Origin of the sequence: Luteococcus sp. Sow4_B9 (genome assembly GCF_052116585.1) — a bacterium.
Taxonomy (GTDB): domain Bacteria; phylum Actinomycetota; class Actinomycetes; order Propionibacteriales; family Propionibacteriaceae; genus Luteococcus.
In genome coordinates this window covers 65247-88505 of sequence record NZ_JBQKKT010000012.1, presented here as the reverse complement: position 1 = coordinate 88505, position 23259 = coordinate 65247, and the positions used below count along the sequence as shown (strand labels likewise).

The window sequence follows — 23259 nt, the reverse complement described above, 5'->3', positions numbered from 1 at the left end:
CTGAAACGCCACCTCATCCGCATCGTGTTCACCACCCTCAAGAACCCACCCAAGACCACCCAAGCAGCCCCCGGGACTTGCATCCCACTGGCCGCTTGACATAGGAGAAACGCATGATCGAGATGCCCGAACACCTGCGCCTGTCCACCACACCGGTGGCCGCCGACGAATCGGTGGTGACCCATGGCAACGCCCGGTTCACCGTGCTGACGGAACGGCTGGTGCGCGTCGAGTACTCACCCACTGGTCAGTTCGAGGATCGCGCCACGCAGACCGTCATCAACAGGGCGCTGCCGACGCCGGACTTCCGGGTGCACCGGGATGGTGATCGAACTCAGATCATCACGCGCTTCTTCCACCTCGATCACACCGGGGGCCCGTTCACGCCCCAGACCCTGAACGTGAAGGAGCTGACTGGCGGTTACCACTCCATCTGGCGTCCGGGAGAGGAGGCCGACAGTCGCTTTGCCGAACTCCTGGGCCTGCGAACCCAACTGGGTGGCACGGCTCGCACGCTGGATGCCGTGGACGGGGCGACGGAGCTGGAACCGGGGCTGGCCAATGCGCTGGGCATTGCCAGTCTGGATGACTCCGAGACCCTCGCCTTGACCGACGACGGCTGGGTCGCACAGCGCGTCGAGGGCGCCGTCGACGTCTATGTCTTCGCCCATGGCCGGGATTATGCGGCCGCCGTGGCCGACTTCTACCGGATCAGCGGCCCGCAACCCGTCCTGCCCCGGTATGCCCTGGGCAACTGGTGGAGCCGGTACCACGCCTACACGCAGGCCGAATACCAGGCGCTGGTGGAACGCTTCGAGGCGGAGCGCGTGCCCTTCAGCGTCGCAGTGGTGGACATGGACTGGCACCTGACCCAGATCGATCCGAAGTACGGGGCCGGCTGGACGGGGTACACGTGGAACCGCGAGCTCTTCCCTGACCACGTAGGATTCCTGCGCTGGTTGCACGAGCACGGCCTCAAGGTCTCGCTGAACGTGCACCCGGCCGAGGGCATCCGGGCCTTCGAGGAGGCCTACCCCCGTGTTGCCGAGGTGATGGGGATCGATCCTGCCACGGAACTTCCCGCCACCTTCGACGCCGCTGATCCACTCTTCTGGAAGGCCTACTTCGAACAGGTGCACCACCCGATGGAGGACGAGGGCGTCGACTTCTGGTGGCTCGACTGGCAGCAGGGCAGTCACTCGCGGATCCCGGGCCTGGACCCGCTGTGGATGCTGAACCACCTGCACTTCCTGGACTCTGCCCGCCGCGGCGCTCGCCCCCTCACGTTCAGTCGCTATGCGGGCCCCGGCTCGCATCGCTATCCAGTGGGCTTCAGCGGTGACACGGTGATCAGCTGGGAATCGCTGGCCTTCCAGCCGTACTTCACCGTCACCGCTTCCAATATTGGCTATGGCTGGTGGAGCCATGACATTGGCGGCCACATGTTCGGCACCAAGGACGACGAACTTGCCACCCGATGGGTCCAGTTCGGGGTCTTCAGCCCGGTCAATCGCCTGCACGCCTCCAATGGCATCTTCAACGGCAAGGAACCCTGGCGTTTCGGTCCCGAGGCGGAGCGTGTGATGGGTCACTTCCTGCGTCTGCGGCACCGACTGGTGCCCTGGATGTTCACGGAGAATGTGATGGGGGCCGACGAGCTTCGGCCGCTGATGCGACCCATGTACTGGACCGATCCCGACGAGGTGACCGCCTACCGTGCGCAGAACCAGTACTGGTTCGGGCGCGACCTGCTGGTGGCGCCCATCACGTCGCCCATGGACAAGGGCACTGGCCACGGCAGCGTGCAGGCCTGGCTCCCGGAGGGCACGTGGGTGGACTTCTTCACCGGGCTGTCCTACCGCGGTGGCCGGGCCGTGACCCTGAGCCGCACGCTCGACGCGATCCCGGTGCTCGCTCGCGCCGGAACGATCGTCCCGATGTCCGGGCCCGACGAGCTGGGCGTGGACAATCCCGATGCCCTTGAGCTGCGGATCTTCGCCGGGGCCGACGCACGCTACGAGCTGGTGGAGGACGACGGGCGGATCGACGCGCGCACCGCACGCACGCTCTTCGAGTACGAGCAGGGGACTGGTCTGGTTCGCATCCACCCCGCCACCGGCGCGCTGGACGTCGTCCCGTCGTCGCGAAGCTACCGTCTGGTGTTGGTGGGGGCCGGCCAGGAGAAGGTGGTCGAGCTCGATGCTGTCCAGACCACGGTTGGCGCCGAGGCCCATTTCGACGGTTCTCGCGAGTTGGACAATCGTGTGGACGAGCGGATCTTCGCCTTCCTGGACGCGGCCCAGATCGAGATTCTCACCAAGGAACGGATCCTGCAGCAGATGACGCTGCACTCCTCCCCCGCTGCCCGGATGGCCGCCCTGCTGGAGATGCCCGAGGTGGACGGAGCAACATTCCAGGTACTGCGGGAGCTGCTGCTGGCCCGGGAGTGACCGCCCGCCAAGGTGCTACCAGGCGACGAGCTGATCGGCGTCGAAACTGTCCTGCGGCCACACTGCTCTCACGATTCCGGCTGCTGCGAGTGCCTTGCGGCAGCCGGGGCAGGGCTCGTCGGTGATGTAGGCGGTGGCGCCCTTCGTGTCGCGCGTGGCGAAGAGCAGGGCGTTGACCTCGGCATGGATGGCGATGCAGAAGCCGGGCGTGCCCGGCCGGTCGTAGTCGCCGAGCCCCGGCACCTGGTCATAGGTGAGTTGGCCCCGGGGACACGCCCCTTCCAGGCAGTCGGGGCGGCCGGGAGCGGCGCCGTTGTAGCCGGTGGCGATGATGCGCCGGTCGATCACCAGCAGAGCCCCAACCCGTCGCCGCGTGCACTTTGCACGGGCCGCAACCGCCGTGGCGATGCCCAGGAAATAGTCATCCCAGTCCGGGACGGTGACGGAATGCGGCTGCTCGGTCATGCTGCTCATCCTAGGGTGACCGGACTTGGGCGCCCCCTTCCGGCCCAGCGGACCAGCTCGCGTGGGTTGCGTCACCTGGCGTGCGCTACACCACACGCGAAGCTCCAGAACCCACGCGAGGCCAAGGGACCCCCGCCCGACCCCACGCGAGGCCAAGGGACCCCCGCCCGAACCCACGCGAGGCCAAGGGACCCAACCAGAACCCACGCGAACGACGCCCCGCACCGCCCCAGGGTCAGATACCGAAGTCGTAGTCGTCGTAGGAGCGCGGATCCTCGATCGGCTCGGCGTGGATCATGACGTGCATGTCGGGGAAGGCCTCCACCAGGGCATCGGTGATGTCCTCGACGAGGTCGTGGGACTGCTGCACCGTCCAGGCACCCGGGACCAGCAGGTGCATGTCCATGAAACGTCGGTGGCCGGACTCACGGGTGCGCACGCCGTGGAACATGACCTGCTCACCGGTGAAGCCCTCCAGAATCTCGCGGATGCGCTGGTTGTCCTCCTTGGGCAGGCTCACATCCATCAGCCCCATGCCGGACTCGTGCATCAGCTTCCAGCCGGTGAACAGGATGTTGACGCCAACGCCAAAGGCCACCAGCGAGTCGAGACGCGGCCAATGCGTCAGGGCCACCAGGGCGACGCCGACGACGACGCCCACCGACGTCCACACGTCGGTCAGCAGGTGCTTGCCATCGGCCACCAGGGTCAGGGAGCGGTGCTTGCGTCCGGCGCGGAGCAAGACCCAGGCCACGGAGCCGTTGAGCACGGAGGCCAGCACGGAGACCAGCAGACCGACGCCGACATTCTCCAGCGGCTGCGGGTTCAGGAAGCGCTGCACCGCGGTGAGCATGATGACACCAGCGGCGATGAAGATCAGCGCGCCCTCGACGGCTGCGGAGAAGTACTCGGCCTTGCTGTGACCGAAGTTGTGGTCCTTGTCCGGCGGCTTGATGGAGACCTTCAGGGCAATGAGGGCGACGACCGCTGCCGCCAGGTTGACCAGCGACTCGGCGGCGTCGGACAGCAGGCCGACCGATCCGGTGAGGCGCCAGGCGGTGGTCTTGAGGGCAATCGTGGCAACGGCCGCCGCGATCGAGAGCCACGCAAATTTCGTCAGGTCCACCGGCGCCGCGGTGCGGCTCGGGGAGGTCTCCAGAGAAGTCACGTACTCCATTGTCCACCCGAAAGCATGCATTCACACCACACCTGAACGAGCAGGTCAGATGACCGACAGGGCAGCGACTGCCTCCAGTCCACAAGGACTACGGGCGTCTAAGCTGTCCGCATGGCACGTCGGTCCTGGCTCGGTCTCGGCAATTCGCGCGGGCTCCTGCAGCCCGACCGCGAAGGGCTGGTGCTGTCCGGCGGAGGCTCCAAGGCGAGCTTCCAGCTGGGCGCCCTGCGTTACCTCTACGAGCATGCCGGGATCGCCCCGGAGGTCATCGTCGGCACCTCCGCGGGGTCGATCATCACGGCCCTGCTCGCCCAGTACCAGGACCGCGAGGACCAGGCGCAGGCCGTGCGTGACCTGGAGGCCCTGTGGCTCGGGATGCACCGGCAGAGCGACATGTTCACCGAACGCGCCTGGTTCCGTCGCTTCCGGGCCCGGGGACCCGAACTCCTGGCCCTGCTGCAGAGCCAGCCCACCCGCGATCCGGCCACCCGTGAGGCGCGCAACAACTGGCTGGGAACATTGCCCAAGATCCCGCTGCCCTTCACCCGCGGCGTGCAGATCTCCGCCAGCGACGCCCCGCAGGAGACCGGCCCCCACGAGGCAGTCGAGGACCACCGGACAGAGGAGGCGCACGACCTGTCCGGTCAGCTGGAGACGCTGGCTCTGGCCACCCGTGATCCCAAGGTGCAGCGCAGTGACCTCTCCCCCGGCCAGGTGATGACGATCCTGGCGGGGTTGAGCCGGATGAAGGGCGTGGGCAATGACCTGGGCATCATCCTGTCCGGCGCCGAACGCACCCGCTCCATGTACATTCCGGGCCCGATCCTGCGCGAGCTGCTGGGCGACGGTGGTCTGTTCGACTCGTCCAAGGTGGCTGCTTCCGGCGTGACGGTCCGCATCGCGCTGGTGGGCCTGGAGTCCGGGGAACTGCGGTTCATGCGCGAGGACGGTCGGCTCGTCGACCGCGATGACGTCTTGCAGGACGGCGAGGTCCACGACTTCTCCCGCGGGGTGCTCGCATCGTGCTCCATCCCGACGGTCTTCACCCCGGTGCCGATCGACGAGGAGCACTTCGTCGACGGTGGGGTCCGGGAGAACCTCCCGGCCGAGATGGCGATGGGCCCGCTGGGCTGCACCACCACCTGGGTGGTGACCTCCAATGCGCCCGGTGTTCGCCCCAGCGAGAGCTTCGCCAGCAAGGACATGTTCGCGATCATGATGCGCTCGACAGAGATCCAGTCGGACGAGACGGAGCGCGACGAGGTGGCCTATGCCCGCAGTGCGGGAGCCATCGTGATCGAGCCCGAGTTCGACGTCCACGATGCCTTGACCATCGATCCGGGTCTGATCCGGATCAGCCGCGACTATGGGTGGATCCGTGCGGCGGAGACGCACCTGGGGGCCACGTCCGCCGAGCAGGCCCTGGCCCGCAGCATCATCGCCGCCCGACGCCGGATCTGGGAGCTGGAGCGGGACTACCTCGTGGCCGACGGCGTGCTGGACGAGCGCGAGCTGCTGCTCTTGGCCCGCCTGAAGTACGACCTGCGCGAGCAGGTCCCCAAGCTGCGACCGGAGGTCCGCCCCGAAGGCGCCGACGAATGGTGGCAGAACTGGGAGGCCCATGCACTGGAGCCCCAGGTGGACCCGCCCTGGATGGTCTGAGGATCCCAGGGCCAGGGCTGCCGGAATGGGCCCTACAGCATGTCCCTGAGCTCGGCGACGCTCTCGACGATCAGGTCCGGGCGGTAGGGGAAGCGATCCAGGTCCTTGCGGCCGGTGATCCCCGTGAGCACCAAGACGGTGAACAACCCCGCTTCCATCCCCGCGACGATGTCGGTGTCCATCCGGTCACCGATCATGGCGGTGGTCTCGGCATGCGCCTCGATCTTGTTCATGGCCGAGCGGAACATCATCGGGTTGGGCTTGCCCACCACATAGGGCTTGCGCTGCGTGGCGGCGGTGATCATCGCCGCCGCGGCGCCGGTGGCGGGTAGCAGGCCCTGAGCGCTGGGGCCGGTGGCGTCGGGATTGGTGGTGATGAACTTCGCCCCGCCCACGATCAGTCGGATCGCCTGGGTGATGGACTCGAAGGAGTAGGTGCGCGTCTCGCCCAGCACCACGTAGTCGGGTTCGGTGCTGGTCAGGATGAAGCCGGCTTGGTGCAGTGCGGTGGTCAGCCCGGCCTCACCAATGGCAAAGACGCGGGCACCGGGCTTCTGGCGCTGCAGGAAGGCCGCCGTGGCCAGGGCACTGGTCCACAGGTTCTCCTCGGGCACCGTCAGACCGGAACGCTCCAGGCGGGCGCTGAGGTCTCGGGGCGTCATGGATGAGTCATTGGTCAGGACGAGGAATCGCTGAGAGGTGTCCACCCAGCGTTGGATCATGTCGGCCGCGCCGGGGATCGGGATGTCCTCGTGCACGAGGACCCCGTCCTTGTCGGTGAGCCAGCATTCGATGTCTCGTGGAGTTCTCACACCACCACGCTAGCCCGCGCTCGATCCACTCCCCCGGCGGCGCGACGGCGAAGGCACGGCCTGGCCGGATGTCCGCATGGCCTGTGCACAGCGGGTCGGACGTTCACCTGAGACGGGCCTGACAGGCCCTCGGAGCATGGCACGAGACGTTGTTAGCCTTGCCAGCGCCAGCCCGGGGACGGGCCGGACACCCGTCGACCCCGAGAGGCGCCACTCACGTGACCAGCACCAACCGTCGTACCTTCCTTGCCCTGGGGGCTGGGGGTCTGGCCGCCACTGCCGTGGCCAGCTGTTCGGCCGACTCCCCGGAGGAGCCGACCGAGACTTCGAAGGGCGGCGACAGGGTGACTGCACAGGGTGGCAGGGCGACGGGCTCCTTCACGGACATGGTCATGGCGGACAAGCCGTTGGTCTACGTCGCGATGCAGGAGGACGCCGACGCCACCGAGCCGCGGGACGATTCGGGTCACGATCGCACGCTGGTCTGGCACGGCGCCAAGTGGTGGCCCAATGACGGGCTGGGGCTGGCCGCCCCCAATGCGGTCGGACGCGCTTGGTACACCGGGCTGGCAGGCGACGAGGCCTGGATCGAGCTGCCGGAGGCCGCCAAGGACCTGGCCAACCTGACCAGCAAGGGCGTCACGGTGCAGATGTGGGTCTGTCAGGAGGAGGCCAACTTCAACCAGCGGCTGCTGGACTTGGTCTCCACCGAGGAGGCGGGCGGATGGTCCTTCGGGTTCAAGTCCGGCGGCAAGGGACTGGTGGCCGAGGGCCCCGGCTACAAGGTCGTCGAGATGCCCGGGCCGGACATCGTCGGCGGCTGGCACCACGTCGCGATCACCATGACACCCGACGGCACCGCGACCGGTTTCGTCGACGGGAAGAAGGTCGGCGGCGGCAATGTGGGCGCCTTCAAGGGCTCGCTCAAGGCCGCGACGCTGGCCAGCAAGGAAGGCCGGGGCGCCTACATCTCCGGCCTGTGGTCGCAGCTGGCCGTCCACGCCGGAGCCCTGGGCGAGGACCGCATCGCAGCCCTGTACCAGGCCGGGACGGCGGCGACCGACCCCGCCGTGCGCGGTGTCGACCACTGGTTCGGTGGCGTGGAGTACTACGCCAAGTTCAAGGGGGCCGAGGTCCTCACCGATCCCAAGCGTTTCCCCGTGGCGGAGTGGTGGATGGACTGCTTCCCGGAGGAATTCGCACAGGAGAAGAAGTATGCCGACGGGGCCGTGGTCCTTGATCCCAAGGCCGCACCCGAAGGCCCTCGCCAGGCCGGCATCTGGGTGGTGCGGATGAAGGGCATGGACATGACCGGCACTCCGGGCGCGGAGACCATCGGCTGGATGCCGCAGGACGAACCGGACATGGATCCGAAGAAGGCCGAGGAGTTGGTGGAGAACCTGGCGGCCATCCCCGACGACCAGTTCACCTACACGAACTATGGCATCGGTGTCACGATCTCCAGCATCGATCGCTTCCAGGTGCGGGAGATGGTGGAACGGCCTGACCTGCACCAGGTCTCGGCCGACCTGTATTCGTACTGCGTCAACCCCAAGGTGATCGACGACGTGGTCAAGGCCTGGGGTTGCAAGCCGGAGCACGTGCGTCGGGCTGCTGCGCACGGAATCGTCGTCGATCGGTGCCGGGCCTTCCTGAAGACCCCGAAGCCGGTCTGGGGCGTGATCGCCACGGGCCATTCCAACAACACGGCGGAGGACCAGGACGGATGGACCTCCGTGCCCAGCGCCGACGAGGTAGAGGGCTCCATGATGTCCTGCATCACGCACGGGGCCAGCGGCATCCTGCTCTTCCCGCAGGCCTTCCCCGACGGGAAGAAGGCCCCCAAGTGGGAGGCGGGCAAGGACTACCAGCCCGGCGACACCGTCCACGACCCCAAGGACGAGTACCTGTTCTGGTGGGCCCGCACCAAGCCGGCCAAGGGCGTCGAGCCGGCGAGCGTCACCGATGACTCGTGGCTCAGCTGGCGGCCCAATCCGCACGGCCTGCGCCAGAAGGACCACTACGCGCGGGGCGTGAGCGATCGCGTCGCACAGGTGAAGGAACGTCTGCAGCGCCACGCGGAGGCCTTCAATTCCCGCTCACATCGCAAGCTGGTCAATGACAAGCTGACGGCCCGGTACTGGCCCAAGGCACCCGACGGCATGAGCTACCTGCTCGTGATGCAGCAGTTGGCCTTCGACAAGGGTGACTACGAGATCGTCCTGCCTGACGGCGCCCAGCCGGCCGAGGTGGAGCTGGTGGACGGCGACCGCACCATTGCCGTCGATGGGGGTCGCTTCACGGAGACCTTCGAGCACGAGTGGGAGCACCGTCTGTACCGCTGGAAGGCCTGAGCCCGCACGGGCGCCCGTGGCCGTCACCTGGTGGTGGTGTCCACGGGCACCCTCGCGCGGTCGCTAGACTGGCGCGCACGCCCCTATAGCTCAGTTGGCAGAGCAGTGGACTTTTAATCCATGGGTCCTGGGTTCGATCCCCAGTGGGGGCACGATTCCAAGGAGATGTCGTGAAGGGCTTCCTCGTCGTCCTGGCCGTAGGGCTGGTGTTGCTGCTGATCGCCTCACTGCGTGATCGCAGATCCCGACGAGATGTCGAGTCCACCGTCGGACTACCGCTCGAGAGGTTGGTGCCCAGGCCCCTGTCCTCGGCCGACGAGCGCCAGCGCGAGGAGATGTCGCGCTTCCGGCAGAGCGCCACCGCCGTTGACGGGCGGCTGGCCGATGAACGCTTCGCCACCTGGTCCGATCCGCTGGCCCTGGAGCTCGCCGATCCTGCCGTCCTGTGCTGCCCCGACGGGCTGGCGAGCCAGCGCGAGCTCCTCGACGCCCTGGCCAGGGCCCGGCGTGAGGCGCGCCCCCTGTTGGTGGTTGGGCCGGCGATCGATGAGGAGTTGGCCGCCCTCCTGGCTGCCTCACCCCGTCGCGACATCCATCTGGTGGTGGCGCCGGCGAAGGCGTGCGTGGACGTTGCGATGCTGTCCGGTGCGCGACCTGCCCCGCGCGGGGATCTGCAGGCCGGGCTGGGCGGCGCGAGCCTGGGCCGGCTGGAGCGCGTCCTGGCCACGCCGGACGGTTGCTGGGTGCGGTCCGTCCAAGCCTAAACCTCAACCTCGGCTTGAGCCGAACCTGAACTTCCCTCAGACACGCCCTGCGGCTGCCCGCCAGAGCACCCCAAATCCTTGGGAAACACAGAAACAAGACTTTATGACTTTCGACATATTCGCTAGTCAGCCCCGCCTCTGGCCAGTCCCTTCAGCACGAATCACAATTCTGGAATTTCGTCTGTGTCATTTGCCCCAGACCGACGCCCAGAAATGACGAGGTCAAACCCTCGAGCTGTCCCGTCGGCTGGATCGACGCCCCGGAGCAGTCCTACAGTCCGCGACGACGGGGTGGTGCCGATCAATGACGTGGGGAAGCGTCCGATCGGCACCACCTCCCATGAGTCCACGGGCGGTGGGGAAGACCGCCGGAAGGAAGTTCTCTGTGTCTGCGCTGCGCTGTGCACGTGCACTGACGGCATCGGCCGTCTCGGCCGCCCTGTTGGTTGGCGGTACCCAGCTGGTCCTCGGCGAGCTCGCCCAGGCCAGGGATGTCACCATGTCCGCCACGGTGGGGCTGAATGTCCGATCTGGACCCAGCACCAGCACCCAGATCCTGGGCGTTCTCCAGCAGGGCGAGGACATCACGATGACCGGCCCCTCGTCGGGCGGATGGGCCCCGGTCACCTACCGCGGCAAGAAGGCCTTCGTCGCCGCCCAGTACCTGACCAGTGCCGGTGCCACCACACCCGTCGCCGCCGCACGCACCGGCCAGGGCCGGGCCAACACCCTCGAAGCGCTCAATGTGCGCTCAGGCCCCAGCATCGACAGCGCCGTGATCACGACGCTGGGCAAGGGCGCCTCCGTGACGCTGACCGGACGTGTCCAGGGCGACTGGAGCCAGATCACCCTCAACGGCCGCCAGCCGTGGGTGAACAATGCCTGGCTCGCCGGCCCGGGCAGCACCCCCGCCACCCCCACCACGGTGAAGGCGACGTCTCGCGCCAGGGCTACCACCGCACTGATGATGCGCACCACCTCGGACTCGTCCTTCCGCAACCTGGGCGACGTTCCCACCGGAACCATCCTGGATCTCACCGGAAAGCGGGAGAACGGCGTCGCGCAGGTGATCTGGCAGGGCTCCCTGCGCTGGGTGAACGCCAACTTCCTCACCCCGGTGGGCAGCACCCCCACTCTGGCCAGCCCGAAGAGCCCCGGAACGATCGGCACCCGGTGGACCACGACGACACTGAGCATTCGTCCCGCCTCCACCGGACTGCGCTACCTCTACGACGTTCCGCCCGGCACCGCCCTGAAGGTCACCGGTACCGTCGAGAACGGGCGCGCCCAAGTGGTGGTGAACGGCGCCGTGCGCTGGGTGACCGCCCGTTACCTGACGAGCAGCCAGGGCAGCCCGGCCCGCACCCTCACCGGCACGCCCGGCGGGTCGCTCAACACCGGGGGATCCCGAGGCCTCGACTCGCTCGTGCCCGCGGCCAAGGGCATCGTCTGGCACATCCGCGCCACGCAGCCGCAGATCTCGACCCTGTACGGCGTCCGGCAGGACCCGCTGCCCGACCACCCCAGCGGCCATGCCGTCGACGTGATGATCCCCAGCTACCGCTCCAACCAGACGCTGGGCTGGCAGATCGCCCGCGACCTGCAGTCACGGGCTGGGGAGCTGGGAATCAAGTACATCATCTGGGACCAGAAGATCTGGTCGGTGGCCCGCAGCTCCGAGGGATGGCGTCCGATGGCCAACCGCGGTGGCGACACGGCCAACCACAAGGACCACGTGCACGTCACGGTGAACTGACCTGGTTTTGAGCCCGAGGCCAGAACCCCTAGACTTGCCCGGTCGGGTCCCCATCGTCTAGCGGCCCAGGACACCGCCCTTTCAAGGCGGCAGCGCGGGTTCGAATCCCGTTGGGGATACAACACACGAGGAGCCCCTGACCAGGTTTGATACCGAGTCAGGGGCTTCTTCGTTGTCCGGGGACGGTGGCCGCGGTACGCATTTGGTACGCATCAGCCGGGCCCGAGCAGAGCGTCGAGGCGGTCGACTGCCTCGTCGGCACCGTCTGCAAAGAGCCCGCCGTACCTGGTCAGGGTGAACGCTACAGAGTTGTGGCCCGCCCATTCGGAGACTTCACGCACATTGCATCCCGCCGCGACCAGGATCGCCACAAAGCTGTGCCGCAAGCCGTGGAAGGTGAAACCGTCGATCCCAGCCGCCTTCACCGCAGGACGCCACACATGCCGGCCGAAGGTCCCACGAAACAGCGGTCCCCCGTGTGTGCCGGTGAAGACCAGGTCATCGGCGCCGGGCCCGACGAAGCTGTCCAGATGTTCCTCGATCCTACGCATGACCGCACGTGCGACCGGGATGGAGCGCTTGGAACGTCGGGTCTTGGGTTCCTGGCCCAGGTGCACGACGCCATGCACCTCGACGGCGGTGTGCTCGACGATGATCCGCGAACGCGTGACATCGATGTGCGAGCGAGTCAGGCCGGCAACCTCACCCCACCGAAGTCCCGCATACCCGCCGACCAGGACAAGGGCCTTGTACTTGTCGGGCATGGCATCGACGAGTCGTTCCAGCTCGCGCTGGGTGAGGAAGCGGGGCGTCTTGGCCCGCTCGGTGGGGAGGTTCACGTGAATGGCCGCGTTGAAGGAGATCCGTCGGTCGTCCACGGCTGCCTGCAGGCACTGGCGCAGGGCGAAGACGGCCTTGCGTACCGTCGCGGCAGAGTAGCCCTGAGCCATGAGCTCCTGGACCCATTCGGCAATGCGCGCGCTGTTGATCCGCCGTAGCGGCACGTCACCGAACGTCGGCAGCACCTGCTTGGCCATGGTGGTCTCCAGTCGCGCCCTGGTGGTCGGGCGAAGGTCATGACGCGTCTGCACCCAGGGCTCTGCCCACTGCCGAAACGGCATGTCACCGCGGCGAGGGTCGAGCCAACGGCCCTCCTGCAGCTGCATCTCGATCTCGGCTCGACGACGCTCGGCATCCAGGGCACGGGCGAAGGATTCTGCGTGTTCCTGTCCGGCCCCGTCGCGATAGCGCACTCGGTAGCGGACGGTTTTGCGGACCTTTCCACCGGCCGTGGTGGACGTGCGCTCCACACGATCGACGTAGGCCACGTCAGGCGACCTTGGCCACGTCGGCCCGGCCTTCGAGCCAGGCGTTCACCTCAGCCCGACCCGAAGATGGATATTGGATCACCGGTGACTCACCAGCCGCGGCCACACGAGCATATTCCATAAGGACCCGTCCCGCTGAAGTATGGTAGATGCTATTTGCAAGTGATGGGGCCATAGCGACAGCAACACCCCCATGGGCCGAAAATACCAATAAATCTACCCGCCCACTCAGTGACTACGTTAAAGAACTACAAAATCGAGAACTGAAAGACCATAAAGGAATCAAAAACCCACGAAGCAAAACCCACGGTGACAAAACCGTAGTCAAGGTCACGTACAGCATCCAAACGTTCAGCGATAACACCGGCCAATCCGAGCGACCACCCACAAAGCACACTACAAGGCCACCAAGGGACTCGCAATCTTCGGGAAACGTTTACCTAGCAAGTGCAACAAAAGATCCACACGAACCCATTTCACGCCAGCCAGCATCCTTAGACTCTTGAAGATAGCGCACCGCCCACTTATTCTGATCAGAATAATTAATGGTCTCCCTATCAACAACAACCCAGGAGATTTCGGGGAACTCTACTCCGCCTGGCATAGAAACGTTGAGCTCTGGGCGCAACTCGCGAACAGGACTGTGGTCCATCGACAAGTAGGGCGTCAGATAGGCGTCGGCCACCACACCCTCGCCTTGCGGGATCAAAGCACTCGCACACCGGGCATTGACGGCTCGCTCAGCATCCGATGCCGCAAGGAGTGCGCGCGGGAACCGCGCACCAATGAGCGTCGCGGCCAAGCATCCCACCAAAAACGTTCTCCACCAAAGGGTAGAAATACAAGGATATCTGCACAATACATCAATTAAGCCAGCAATCAGAATGACTGCTAGAACCATATTGTAATGGTAGCCAAGACTATAATACTCAGCCTGAGACGTAAGAGCACGCGAAGCGATATTTGGAACAACGGCCAAGATGAATGACGAAAACGGCGCCAACAGACCAGTCCTCAACACGAGCACAGCCAACATGATGGAGAGCGACCCAGGATAGATCAGATTCGAGACGACGTTGTCCAGCAGAGCACTCGGATCCATGGGGATCTTTCCTCCGTAAGCCCAAGGCCCACGGGCGAAGTATGGAATAAACACTCGCATACAAAGAATCGTCCACATAAATCCGCCAACGAAAAGAATCCCGCCAACCGATTTTCGATTCCGAACCCAGGCAACCAACCCCAACCCCATCACAATCAGCCCGGCGTCCTCCTTGGTAAGAAGAAAGAGCGCAGACCAAAGGATTAGAGACCTCGTCCGATCCAGCAGCAGACCACGGCAGGCCAATGCCAAAATAGGCAAAGCAAGGGCGACCTCATGAAAGTCAAAGAATGCCCCGCCCTCAATACCAGGGGACACGCCAAACAACAGCCCGACCAAGATCCCCCCTCGCAATGCCTTTGGAACACTCCAACCTGCGACATCATGGAGCGCTTCACATCCCGTGAAACACAAAACAGCTGAAGCAACCCCAATAGCCGCCGCCTGAACCCACAGGAGCGATAATGGACTTGGCCACAGCCAATAGATCGGTCCAAGGAATGCGATAATAGGATGGAAATGATCCCCCCAGAGAATATAGTCATTCCCTTTAACAGAAGACCGAGGCAAGTTGCCATTAGCCATGGACTCTGCCGCCTGGGAAAATATGGTTAAATCAATACCACTGCGAAAGTCCCTAAACAAGGCGTAGCTCACGTACGCCCACAGAGACGAAACCACAAGCATCACTACCACCGCTGCAGCGGCGAATGCAAAGCGATACGATCGCGCCAACTCCCGAAGTCTGTAGCTCACTCCACTACCATATCTTGCACGCGCCATTTAGCGCCTGGCTTCGGCAAAACGAGAGAGATCGGACTGGAGAGAAGTGATCTGCTTTTGGTTACTTTCGATGTAACGCCTATCATAGGCGTCTTGCTCGGCGACGAGTCTCTCGAATAAACGAACAGAATACTTGCACCTGATTTCTTGAACCGCAGTTTCAATCTCGCGATCTGTCACTTCTTCCTGCGCAGCGAACTCCAGAAAACTCTCTTTCGGCGAAGATGCCGAAATCCCCGACGCTCGCATGCACTCAGACCATTCACGAATAGCATTTTTCGTTCCGACTTCATTGAACGGAACTTCCGGCCCCCTCGAGGGTAAATAACCGAGGGAGAGCAACTCCATCCAATACCTCCCCCCAGGACTCTGGTTGGCGGCCTTGCTTACACACGACTGCAATGTTCCGGCTGGCAGCTGTTCACCCGCCCACGCCTCCTCAAAATTCCAGAAGTCCTCCGAGCCGGCGTGATAACCACGAGCCGAAGCAGCAACTGTAGAAACATTCAGACCCCACAGCGGGGAAGTCCCTGAATCCTGCTTCGTCGCCATTTCGCGCGCGCTCGCCAACTCCGCTGGCAAGCCATAGCTACCCGCAAATCCGTGGCTATTTACACACGCAGTGACCAGCCGAGCTTGATGATCGGCCACACCGCGAATCACCTCATCTGACGGCAAGACATCGTAAATGGCTCGCTCTACAGTGAAGCTCGGAAAATCCTCCAGAGAACTTGACTGACTCGCCCCTCCACCACCTGCGGCACATCCCGCTACTAGAATCGTCGCGGACAGGACACCCGGGACACCGGACAACAGACCGCGCCGGGGGACGCTCCAACGGGCGCCCCCCGACAAAAGTGGTCTCACCATCCGTTTGTGGACTGGATGTTGATGGTCCGGGCCGTGCGAGGCGTCCACTTAGGCGTCCAGGCACTGACACGGAAGTACTTGGTGTCCATGTCACCCTGAATGTAACCGGAGTTACTCCCGCCCCACACTTGGAAGGAGCCGGGCACATTAATGTGCATGATGCCCCTGTCCGCAAAACAGATTGCCTTCGTCGTAGAGTAGAGCACCTTCACATACGAACTCTGGCCGCAGCTGAGGCTCCTGACTGCCTGAGCCTCCGGCGCTACTGCCATGTTCATCCCTGCAACTAGCCCAAACGCAACTGTAGGCCCAACGACCAACCGCGATAAATGTCCCATCACGGCGATCTCCTACCTGGTAAGGAACAGCGACGTTGCTGCTGCCCTGAGGCTAACCATGTCCCGCATGCCCGTCAACAGTCGTCCCGGCCCCGGTGAGAACTTTCCCTACTGACTTCAAGGCGCCTGACGGCGCGTGCGGCTTCGCTTTGCCCCTTCAAGGCAGCAGCGCGGGTTCGAATCCCGTTGGGGATGCAACGCACGAGGAGCCCCTGACCAGCGCAATGCTGGTCAGGGGGCCTTCGCGTGCCCGGCACTGGATCGCTCACGAGTTGCCCCAGAAGTGCAGCAGCTCTCCGCCCAGCTCTTCACGCCGTTGCATGGGCAGCGAATGCGTGCCCTCCGGCCACACCGTGACGTGTGCCCCGGGTAGGAGCGTGCGCAGCCGATGCGCCGACTCCTCCCCACCCGCCAGCGTCGAGGCACCACCCAGATCGACGCGCACCGGCATGGTCAGCGATCTCCACTGCTCGTCGGTGAGACTTCCAGGCGCGGGAAGGGCCGTCGAGAAGCCATTGCTGGCCGCGTCGATCATCACGGACATCGACGTCCGTCGACGTACCTCCTCGACGCTCGTGCCACCGATCCTGGCCAGCGCATGGTCCTTCCAGGCCCGCGGCGTCGGCAGGAGCAGCATGGCGGACCACAGGTAGATCGAGGCAGGCAGGGGTTGGATGACGGCCACCGGCTCCTCGAGAGCCAGTGAGGCCACCAGTTCCGGGTGCTCGACGGCCAGGATGGCGGCATTGGCGCCTCCGAAGCTGTGCCCCACCACGTGGACCGGGCCGATCCCCAGTCCGTTGATGACGTCGGCGATCCAGGCGGCCTGGTCCGACGGGGAGGTCAGGGGTGTGTGCTGCGCCGAGAATCCGGCATCCCCGAGCGGGTCCAGCGCGTACACGGTGCGCTTGCCGATCCAGGACGGGAGGTTCTCGGCCCACATCGCCGCCCCGCTGCTGTGTCCGGGCAGAAGCAGGACCGGACGACCTGCAGCCTTCCCGCGCCACATGACCGTCCGCACTGCCCCGAAGCGTGTCGGCACATCGTGCATCTCATCCGACGCGGGAAGAGTGGCCATCACCTCGGCATGGGCGGTGGCATAGCGCGACTGCGCGTCGGCGGACTTCCAGTGCCCCACCCGGGCTTCAGGCCTCACCAGACTGACCAGCTGCCCAATGGCGAGTGCCAACACGAGGCCAGCGGCGATCCACCGTACCGAGCGCCAGATTCCAATACGTTTGTATTGCATGACTCAACAGTACGGTCGTATTGCTACCGTGGCAACATGACCGACTCGAAGCAGAGGCAGATCATCGAGGCCGTCTGGCAGGTGATCGCCACCCAAGGATTGGCCCAGGTCAGCATGCGGTCAGTGGCAGCCGCCGCAGGGGTATCCGTCGGACGTGTGCAGCACCATTTCGGAACCAAGGCGGAACTGGTGCGCGCCAGTGTGACGGAGATGCTCTCAGCCGCAGAGCAGGGTCACCCCGAGGCCTCCGGACAACCCGGCAAGCCCGAGACCCTGTGGAGCCTGCTCACCCACAGCTTGACCCCCGCCCACGCATCACGTGCGGGAGTGAGCGTCTTCTACGCGTACGTGGCGGCGAGCGTCACCGACCCCTGGATCGCAGAACAGCTCGCCGACGCCAAGAGGGGACAGATCCGGCTTGTCGCCGCCTGCCTACCTGATCTGGAGACGAATACAGCCACCCGCGAGCGCACTGCCGAGCAGCTGGTTGCGCTTGCGGATGGCTGTACCCAGGCGGTCTATCTGGGCCACCTGAGCCCCGAGCTCGCCGCCGCCCACATCAGACAGGCAATCGACGGACTCCCCGGACGTGACTGACGAGGCTCAGTCGTCGCTACCAAGGGCGATCGCGGTGGCACCCGTGACAACGCCCATGCCCACGACGAGCGCAGAGACGCCATAGGCGAGCACGGAGGTGAACAGCGAGGCCTTCACGAAGTTGGCCTGCATGACCTGCTCGCGGGGGCCTGCCAGGGCCTCCGCCTTCTCCGTGTCGCCGGACTGCGCGGCAGCCATGTACTCGTCGCTGAGTTCGGCGAAGGTCTTGCCGCCACCGATGTGCTCAGCGTGGGCTCCAACCACATTGGCCTGCTCGAAGGCCGTCACGGGGCCCGCCACGGGCTTGCCACCCAACTTCTCCGAATCGGGGTGGACGGTGATGCGCTGGTCCTTGAGCTGCTTGGTGATGGTGGCCCAGGCAGCGGCACCACTGCCAACCAGCACAGGACTGGCGACGGACAGGATGGTGCGGGCGAGACGGTTGCTCATTGGGGGATACTCCTTCAAGTCGATTCTCCCGAACAACCGATTGAAGGCTCAACCTATTCCCACGTCGCCAGTCTTCTCGCAGCCACCCACAGCTCGCCAGGCACCCCGTGCGCCACCGCGACGTACGACCACTCCACGGGGGACACCCACCGGCCACCAATACCCACAGCATCACACCTAGTCAGAGCGATTTCGAGGAAATCCGCCATCTCGATTTCACTTTTGCCCAGAGTTCGCGCTATATTTCTCGAGCTGCCTGAAACGGGCAGCCGGCCGGATCAGAAATGATCCGCAGGGCCGCAAGGCCCCGTAGCGCAGTTGGTTAGCGCGCCGCCCTGTCACGGCGGAGGTCGCGGGTTCGAGTCCCGTCGGGGTCGCAAAGCGGTGATGTTCGCATCACCGCTTTTGTATTGGAGCACCACTTCCACTGGTCTTCAATGCAGTTGGCCAGGTAGCTCAGCTGGTAGCAGCGTTCGCCTGAAAAGTGAAAGGTCACCGGTTCGATCCCGGTCCTGGCCACCATTCAACCCGCTCTTTCGCCGGAGCGGGTTTTTTGGTGCCCGCATGACGCAGATTCGTGATGCAGGACGGCTGCCGGATCAGGACTCCTGCGGCAGATAGGCGCCCAGCCAACGACGGATCTCGTCGAAGTAGACGCCCCGCACCTCGGCCGCGCTCAGCGCCAGGTCATGCAGTCCCCCGTCGATCCGCACCATGGTGACGTGCGGGCCCAGGCGAATCGCCCGGGCGGCGATCTTCTCCACGTCCAGCACCGCATCGGCATGCTTCAAGGCCTCGTCCCAGGTGCGACGGAAGTCGCTGCGAGCGCTGGTGAGGGTCAGGACGGGCACATCGATGCCCAGCCCGGCACCCACACGGTCATGGCCCTCCAGGATGGCCGCCAGCCACCCCACGCGCACCTGGAAGGCCTCGGCGCCCTTGAGGCTCTGGTCCATGGTCCACTCGCCGCCCAGCGCCGCGTCGATCGTGCGGGCATAGAAGCCATTGTTCGGCAAGGGGATCACCGTGGTGGGCAGACTGCCGCTCAAACGCTGCAGCACCGGCGCCGTGACCGCTCGCAACAGCGGCGAGCCCTGCAGGTCCAGCCACGGGGAGTTGAGCACCAGGGCGGAGATCTCGCCGCGGCGGGCATCAGCCCACAACGAGGTCACCAGACCACCCGTCGAGTGCCCCATCACGCAGATCTCGTCGTGGTCCTCACGCAGAACGTCCAGGGCGGCGTCCAGCTCCTGGTGGTACTCGTCGAGGTCGGTGATGAAACCGGCGAGTTGCCCGGGGCGCAGACTGCGGCCATAGCGGCGCAGGTCCACGGCATAGAAGTCCAGACCCATGGCGTCGATGGCGTCGGCCAGATGGGTCTGGAAGAAGTAGTCATTCCACCCGTGCACATAGAGCATCGCCCTGCGACGCGTGGGTGCATTGCGGCGCACGAGGGTTCCCACCAACGCACCCGCAGCCTCCGGCTCGCCCGGAGCGGGCACAGCGAGAGGCAGCGGGAGTGTCAGCTGCTGATATCCGGGCAGAAGAGTGTCATCACTCCATTGCCGGAAGGATTGATCTGGCATCGCAACCGTCGTCAGACGGCTCGACGAGGATCCTCATCGTCACCGTCGACGTCATAGTCGTTGTAGGCCGCTGCCAGATCCGCGTACGGATCATCCACCTCGTCCTCGTAACGGTCCGACGATCCCTTGATCCCGAGCTCACGCTCGAGGGATGCCACATCCATGTTGACCGGGCGATACTTCAGATCCCTTGCAACCTTGGTCTGCTTCGCCTTTGCACGGCCGCGCCCCATATCGGGTCGACCCCCTCGCTCTGTCCCTCGCGGTTTGACCGCGGCAATGTGTGTGTAACTTTCGTGACACACAGGCTACCGAACTATCCGATGCCAGCCAAAAGGGCCCACCAGTGGGGCGCGTCCGCGCCGGACGGATCACCCCGCGCTCGGGTGCTCCCCCGCCATCACGACGCGCTCCTGACCGGCCTCGGCGGCATCCACCCTGCCCAGCAGCCAGTTCTCGACGCCCCGGGCGTCCAGGGCCGCCCGGGCGGCATCCAGGGCGCTCTCCGGCAGCACGGCCACCATGCCGACGCCCATGTTCAGCGTCGCCTCGATGTCGGCCTGGCTGACCTTCCCAACCTGCTGGACCAATTGGAAGATGGCCGGCGGGGTCCACGAGCTGCGCTGCAGCGTCGCAGTCAGGTGATCGGGCACCACGCGCGCCAGGTTGTTGGCCAGGCCACCACCGGTGACGTGGCTCATGGCGTGCACCTCGGCCTTCTCGATCAGGTCGAGCACATCCTTGGCGTAGACCTTGGTGGGCACCAGCATCGCCTCGCCCAGCGTGCCGCCCAACTCAGCAACCTCGCGATCCAGGGCCCAGCCGGCCTCATTCAACAGCACGTGGCGCACCAGCGAGTAGCCATTGGAGTGCAGGCCGGAAGCGGCCATGGCCAGCACCACGTCGCCCGCCTGGATGCGATCGGCGCCCAGGATCTTGCTGCGCTCCACCACGCCCGTCGTGGCGCCGGCAATGTCGTACTCGTCGGGGCCCAGCAGGCCCGGGTGCTCGGCGGTCTCGCCACCCAGCAGCGCACAGCCGGCCACCTCGGCCGCCGCGGCGATGCCCTTGACGATGTCGGCGATGCGCTCGGGCACCACCTTGCCGCAGGCGATGTAGTCAGTGACGAAGAGGGGCTCGGCACCACAGACCACCAGGTCGTCGACGAGCATGCCCATCAGGTCGAAGCCGATGGTGTCGTGCTTGTCCATGGCCTGCGCAATGGCCACCTTGGTGCCGACGCCGTCGGTGGAGGTGGCGAGCACCGGGTGCTCGTAGTTCTTGAAGGCGCTCGCATCGAAGAAGCCGGCAAAACCACCCAGACCTCCCAGCACCTCGGGGCGCTTGGTGCGGGCCACGTGGGCCTTCATCAGCTCGACGGCGCGGTCACCGGCCTCGATGTCCACTCCGGCACGGGCGTAGGCAGACTGGCTCATCAGCTTTCCTTCTTCCTCAGGGTCGCATTGCGGAGGTCTTCCAGCGGGAGGTCCTGCGGGCCGACCGGGTACTCGCCGTCGAAACACGCACGGCAGAGGTTCTCCTTGGGAACGTGGGTGGCCTTCACCAGACCCTCCATGGAGATGTGTCCCAGCGAATCAGCGCCGATCGCCTCGCAGACCTCGTCCATGCTCATCCCGGGGGCAATCAGCTCCTCGCGGGTGGCAAAGTCGATGCCGTAGAAGCACGGCCATTCCACCGGCGGGGCGGAGATGCGCACGTGCACCTCCTTGGCGCCGGCATTGCGCAGCATCGCCACCACCTGACGCTGGGTGTTGCCGCGCACGATCGTGTCGTCGACGACGACGATCCGCTTGCCGCGCACCACGTCGGGCAGCGGATTCAGCTTCATCCGGATGCCCATCTGGCGCATCGCATTCGACGGCTGGATGAAGGTGCGGCCCACATAGGCATTGCGCACCAGGCCCAGACCGTAGGGAATCCCCGAGCCCGCCGCGAAACCGATCGCCGCCGGAATACCGGACTCCGGGGTGGGGATCACCAGGTCCGCGTCGGCCGGGCACTCCTTGGCCAGCAACTTGCCGATCTTCACGCGCATGTTGTGCACGCGCCGCCCGGTCAGGACGGTGTCCGGCCGTGACAGGTAGACGTACTCGAAGAGGCAGTGCTTCGGAGCCGCGTAGGCGAACCGACGCGACGCGATCGTGCCATCGGGCGAGACGATCACCAGCTCTCCCGGCTCCACGTCGCGCACGAAGCTGGCACCGACGATGTCCAGCGCCGCGGTCTCCGAGGCGATCACGATGCCGCCGGAAGGCAGCTCGCCGATGGCCAGGGGGCGGATGCCCTGCGGATCACGGGCGGCGTAGAGCGTCTGCTCGTCCATGAAGGTCAGACAGAAGGCGCCACGCAGCTTGGGCAGCACCTCGATGGCCGCCTCCTCCAGCGTGAGGTCCTCGTAGCTGGCCAGCAGCGCCGAAAGGATCATCGTGTCCGACGACGAGTCCATCTTCTTCTTGCGAGGCACCTTGTTGGCGCCGATGCGCTGCGCCAGGAGCTCCTCGAGCTCATCGGTATTGGTGAGGTTCCCGTTGTGACACAGGGCCAGCGAACCCTCCGCAGTGGCGGCCAGGGTGGGCTGGGCATTGCCCCAGACGCTGGCGCCAGTGGTGGAGTACCGGGTGTGACCCACGGCGCAGTTGCCCTGCAGGGTGTTGAGGGTGGGCTCGTCGAAGACCTGGCTGACCAGCCCCATGTCCTTGAAGACCATGATGCGACGGTCATTGCTCACAGCGATGCCCGCCGACTCCTGGCCGCGGTGCTGCAGCGCAAAGAGCCCGAAGTAGGTGAGCTTGGCCACCTCTTCCCCCGGGGCCTGGACGCCGAAGACGCCGCAGGCATCCTGCGGACCTCGGTCGTGCGGGTCGAGCTCGTGGGTCAACAATCCGTCGGGGCGAAGAGGCACGGAGTCACCCTATCGTGCGTCAGCCATGCGAGCATCGTCTCGTGCGGCAGCCATGCGGGCATCGTCTCGTGCGTCAGCCATGCGGGCATCGTCTCGTGCGTCAGTCATGCGAACTTCGTCGCAATCGGCATCTCACCGCCGGCGACGAGCCCGCCAGAGCGCCAGCGTCTCCTCGACGTCCAGCCGACCGGTGAGAATCGTGCGCCCCTCGATGGGGGTCAGACAACTCTGCTTGATCCGCTCGTTGAGGTCCTCGACGATGGCCCGCGCCGTGGCCTCGTCCCGGACGTCGGCCAAGGTCTGCTGGATGTCCTGCTTCTCACGTCTGACCGCCAACGGGCCGGGCATGGCACCGCGCAGATCCTCCTGCTCCAACTTCTGCATCGCCCACCAGTTCGGGTCATCGGGGCGGCCGAGGCCCCGCAAGGGCTTCCCCTCACCCGGGAGGTTGCTGAACTCACCGCGCTCGGTGGCCTCCCGGATCTGCCGATCGATCCAGCTCTCGAAGACCACGGGACGCTGCCATCGGTGTGCCTCCCGGTTCTCGTCCATGCCTCCAGCCTAGGCATGGCCGGCCGCGTGCGGGCCACCTA

19 protein-coding genes and 4 tRNA genes are annotated in these 23259 nt (G+C 65.4%); 10 read left to right on the top strand and 13 right to left on the bottom strand.

Translation table 11 applies throughout. The features are described 5' to 3' along the window. The first annotated feature begins 113 nt into the window (after window positions 1–113). A complete protein-coding gene (locus ACTQ49_RS09305) occupies window positions 114–2450 on the top strand; it encodes a TIM-barrel domain-containing protein (RefSeq protein WP_441827563.1) in 2337 nt (778 codons plus the stop codon). A 15-nt stretch (window positions 2451–2465) separates the two neighbouring features. Here the strand turns inward: ACTQ49_RS09305 and ACTQ49_RS09300 are convergent, their stop codons facing one another. Both ACTQ49_RS09300 and ACTQ49_RS09295 read right to left on the bottom strand, forming a co-directional pair. Beyond that, window positions 2466–2915, bottom strand: a complete 450-nt coding sequence (locus ACTQ49_RS09300) for a deoxycytidylate deaminase (protein ID WP_441827562.1) — start codon at window positions 2913–2915, stop codon at window positions 2466–2468. 235 nt (window positions 2916–3150) lie between these two features. Beyond that, on the bottom strand, window positions 3151–4092 hold the full coding sequence (locus tag ACTQ49_RS09295; protein WP_441827561.1) for a cation diffusion facilitator family transporter: 942 nt from the start codon (window positions 4090–4092) through the stop codon (window positions 3151–3153). Between the two features lie 111 nt (window positions 4093–4203). On the opposite strand from ACTQ49_RS09295, the gene ACTQ49_RS09290 reads away from it, so the two are divergent. Beyond that, a complete protein-coding gene (locus ACTQ49_RS09290; RefSeq protein WP_441827560.1) occupies window positions 4204–5754 on the top strand; it encodes a patatin-like phospholipase family protein in 1551 nt (516 codons plus the stop codon). A 32-nt stretch (window positions 5755–5786) separates the two neighbouring features. Here the strand turns inward: ACTQ49_RS09290 and ACTQ49_RS09285 are convergent, their stop codons facing one another. Further along, on the bottom strand, window positions 5787–6566 hold the full coding sequence (locus ACTQ49_RS09285) for an HAD-IIA family hydrolase (RefSeq protein ID WP_441827559.1): 780 nt from the start codon (window positions 6564–6566) through the stop codon (window positions 5787–5789). A gap of 218 nt (window positions 6567–6784) precedes the next feature. Between ACTQ49_RS09285 and ACTQ49_RS09280 the strand changes: the two genes are divergently transcribed. The 5 genes from ACTQ49_RS09280 to ACTQ49_RS09260 all read left to right on the top strand — a co-directional run bounded on the left by ACTQ49_RS09280 (window position 6785) and on the right by ACTQ49_RS09260 (window position 11559). Next, window positions 6785–8920, top strand: a complete 2136-nt coding sequence (locus tag ACTQ49_RS09280; RefSeq protein ID WP_441827558.1) for a LamG-like jellyroll fold domain-containing protein — start codon at window positions 6785–6787, stop codon at window positions 8918–8920. A gap of 79 nt (window positions 8921–8999) precedes the next feature. Further along, window positions 9000–9072, top strand: a tRNA-Lys gene (locus tag ACTQ49_RS09275). Window positions 9073–9090: 18 nt separating this feature from the next. After that, on the top strand, window positions 9091–9684 hold the full coding sequence (locus tag ACTQ49_RS09270) for a hypothetical protein (protein WP_441827557.1): 594 nt from the start codon (window positions 9091–9093) through the stop codon (window positions 9682–9684). A 385-nt stretch (window positions 9685–10069) separates the two neighbouring features. Further along, a complete protein-coding gene (locus ACTQ49_RS09265) occupies window positions 10070–11440 on the top strand; it encodes an SH3 domain-containing protein (RefSeq protein WP_441827556.1) in 1371 nt (456 codons plus the stop codon). A 46-nt stretch (window positions 11441–11486) separates the two neighbouring features. Next, window positions 11487–11559, top strand: a tRNA-Glu gene (locus ACTQ49_RS09260). Between the two features lie 93 nt (window positions 11560–11652). Here ACTQ49_RS09260 and ACTQ49_RS09255 read toward each other — a convergent pair. From ACTQ49_RS09255 to ACTQ49_RS09240, 4 genes are all read right to left on the bottom strand, one after another. Then, on the bottom strand, window positions 11653–12768 hold the full coding sequence (locus ACTQ49_RS09255) for a tyrosine-type recombinase/integrase (RefSeq protein ID WP_441827555.1): 1116 nt from the start codon (window positions 12766–12768) through the stop codon (window positions 11653–11655). Between the two features lie 436 nt (window positions 12769–13204). Next, on the bottom strand, window positions 13205–14626 hold the full coding sequence (locus tag ACTQ49_RS09250; RefSeq protein WP_441827554.1) for a DUF2079 domain-containing protein: 1422 nt from the start codon (window positions 14624–14626) through the stop codon (window positions 13205–13207). A 27-nt stretch (window positions 14627–14653) separates the two neighbouring features. Continuing rightward, window positions 14654–15205 carry a hypothetical protein gene (locus tag ACTQ49_RS09245; protein WP_441827553.1) on the bottom strand — a complete coding sequence of 184 codons (552 nt, stop codon included), beginning with the start codon at window positions 15203–15205 and terminating at the stop codon, window positions 14654–14656. Between the two features lie 921 nt (window positions 15206–16126). Beyond that, window positions 16127–17110 carry an alpha/beta fold hydrolase gene (locus ACTQ49_RS09240; RefSeq protein WP_441827552.1) on the bottom strand — a complete coding sequence of 328 codons (984 nt, stop codon included), beginning with the start codon at window positions 17108–17110 and terminating at the stop codon, window positions 16127–16129. 36 nt (window positions 17111–17146) lie between these two features. Here ACTQ49_RS09240 and ACTQ49_RS09235 point away from each other — a divergent pair, with 36 nt between their 5' ends. Further along, window positions 17147–17707, top strand: a complete 561-nt coding sequence (locus ACTQ49_RS09235) for a TetR/AcrR family transcriptional regulator (RefSeq protein WP_441827551.1) — start codon at window positions 17147–17149, stop codon at window positions 17705–17707. Between the two features lie 6 nt (window positions 17708–17713). On the opposite strand, the gene ACTQ49_RS09230 is transcribed toward ACTQ49_RS09235, so the two are convergent. Further along, window positions 17714–18157 carry a hypothetical protein gene (locus ACTQ49_RS09230; RefSeq protein ID WP_441827550.1) on the bottom strand — a complete coding sequence of 148 codons (444 nt, stop codon included), beginning with the start codon at window positions 18155–18157 and terminating at the stop codon, window positions 17714–17716. A gap of 303 nt (window positions 18158–18460) precedes the next feature. On the opposite strand from ACTQ49_RS09230, the gene ACTQ49_RS09225 reads away from it, so the two are divergent. Then, window positions 18461–18534: transfer RNA gene (locus ACTQ49_RS09225), tRNA-Asp, on the top strand. A 68-nt stretch (window positions 18535–18602) separates the two neighbouring features. Beyond that, window positions 18603–18679 (top strand) — tRNA-Phe (locus ACTQ49_RS09220). Window positions 18680–18756: 77 nt separating this feature from the next. Here the strand turns inward: ACTQ49_RS09220 and ACTQ49_RS09215 are convergent. The 5 genes from ACTQ49_RS09215 to ACTQ49_RS09195 all read right to left on the bottom strand — a co-directional run bounded on the left by ACTQ49_RS09215 (window position 18757) and on the right by ACTQ49_RS09195 (window position 23218). Then, window positions 18757–19659: an alpha/beta hydrolase gene (locus ACTQ49_RS09215; protein WP_441827549.1), complete on the bottom strand. Its 903-nt coding sequence runs from the start codon at window positions 19657–19659 to the stop codon at window positions 18757–18759. Between the two features lie 95 nt (window positions 19660–19754). Further along, on the bottom strand, window positions 19755–19976 hold the full coding sequence (locus ACTQ49_RS09210; protein ID WP_441827548.1) for a DUF3073 domain-containing protein: 222 nt from the start codon (window positions 19974–19976) through the stop codon (window positions 19755–19757). A 138-nt stretch (window positions 19977–20114) separates the two neighbouring features. After that, complete coding sequence (gene purM / locus ACTQ49_RS09205) at window positions 20115–21182, bottom strand: phosphoribosylformylglycinamidine cyclo-ligase (RefSeq protein ID WP_441827567.1); 1068 nt, start codon at window positions 21180–21182, stop codon at window positions 20115–20117. Next, entirely contained in the window at window positions 21179–22666 is a 1488-nt protein-coding gene (purF, locus tag ACTQ49_RS09200; RefSeq protein ID WP_441827547.1) for an amidophosphoribosyltransferase, read from the bottom strand. Before purF ends, purM begins: the two co-directional genes overlap by 4 nt. 132 nt (window positions 22667–22798) lie before the next feature. Next, complete coding sequence (locus ACTQ49_RS09195; RefSeq protein WP_441827546.1) at window positions 22799–23218, bottom strand: J-domain-containing protein; 420 nt, start codon at window positions 23216–23218, stop codon at window positions 22799–22801. Window positions 23219–23259 lie beyond the last annotated feature (41 nt).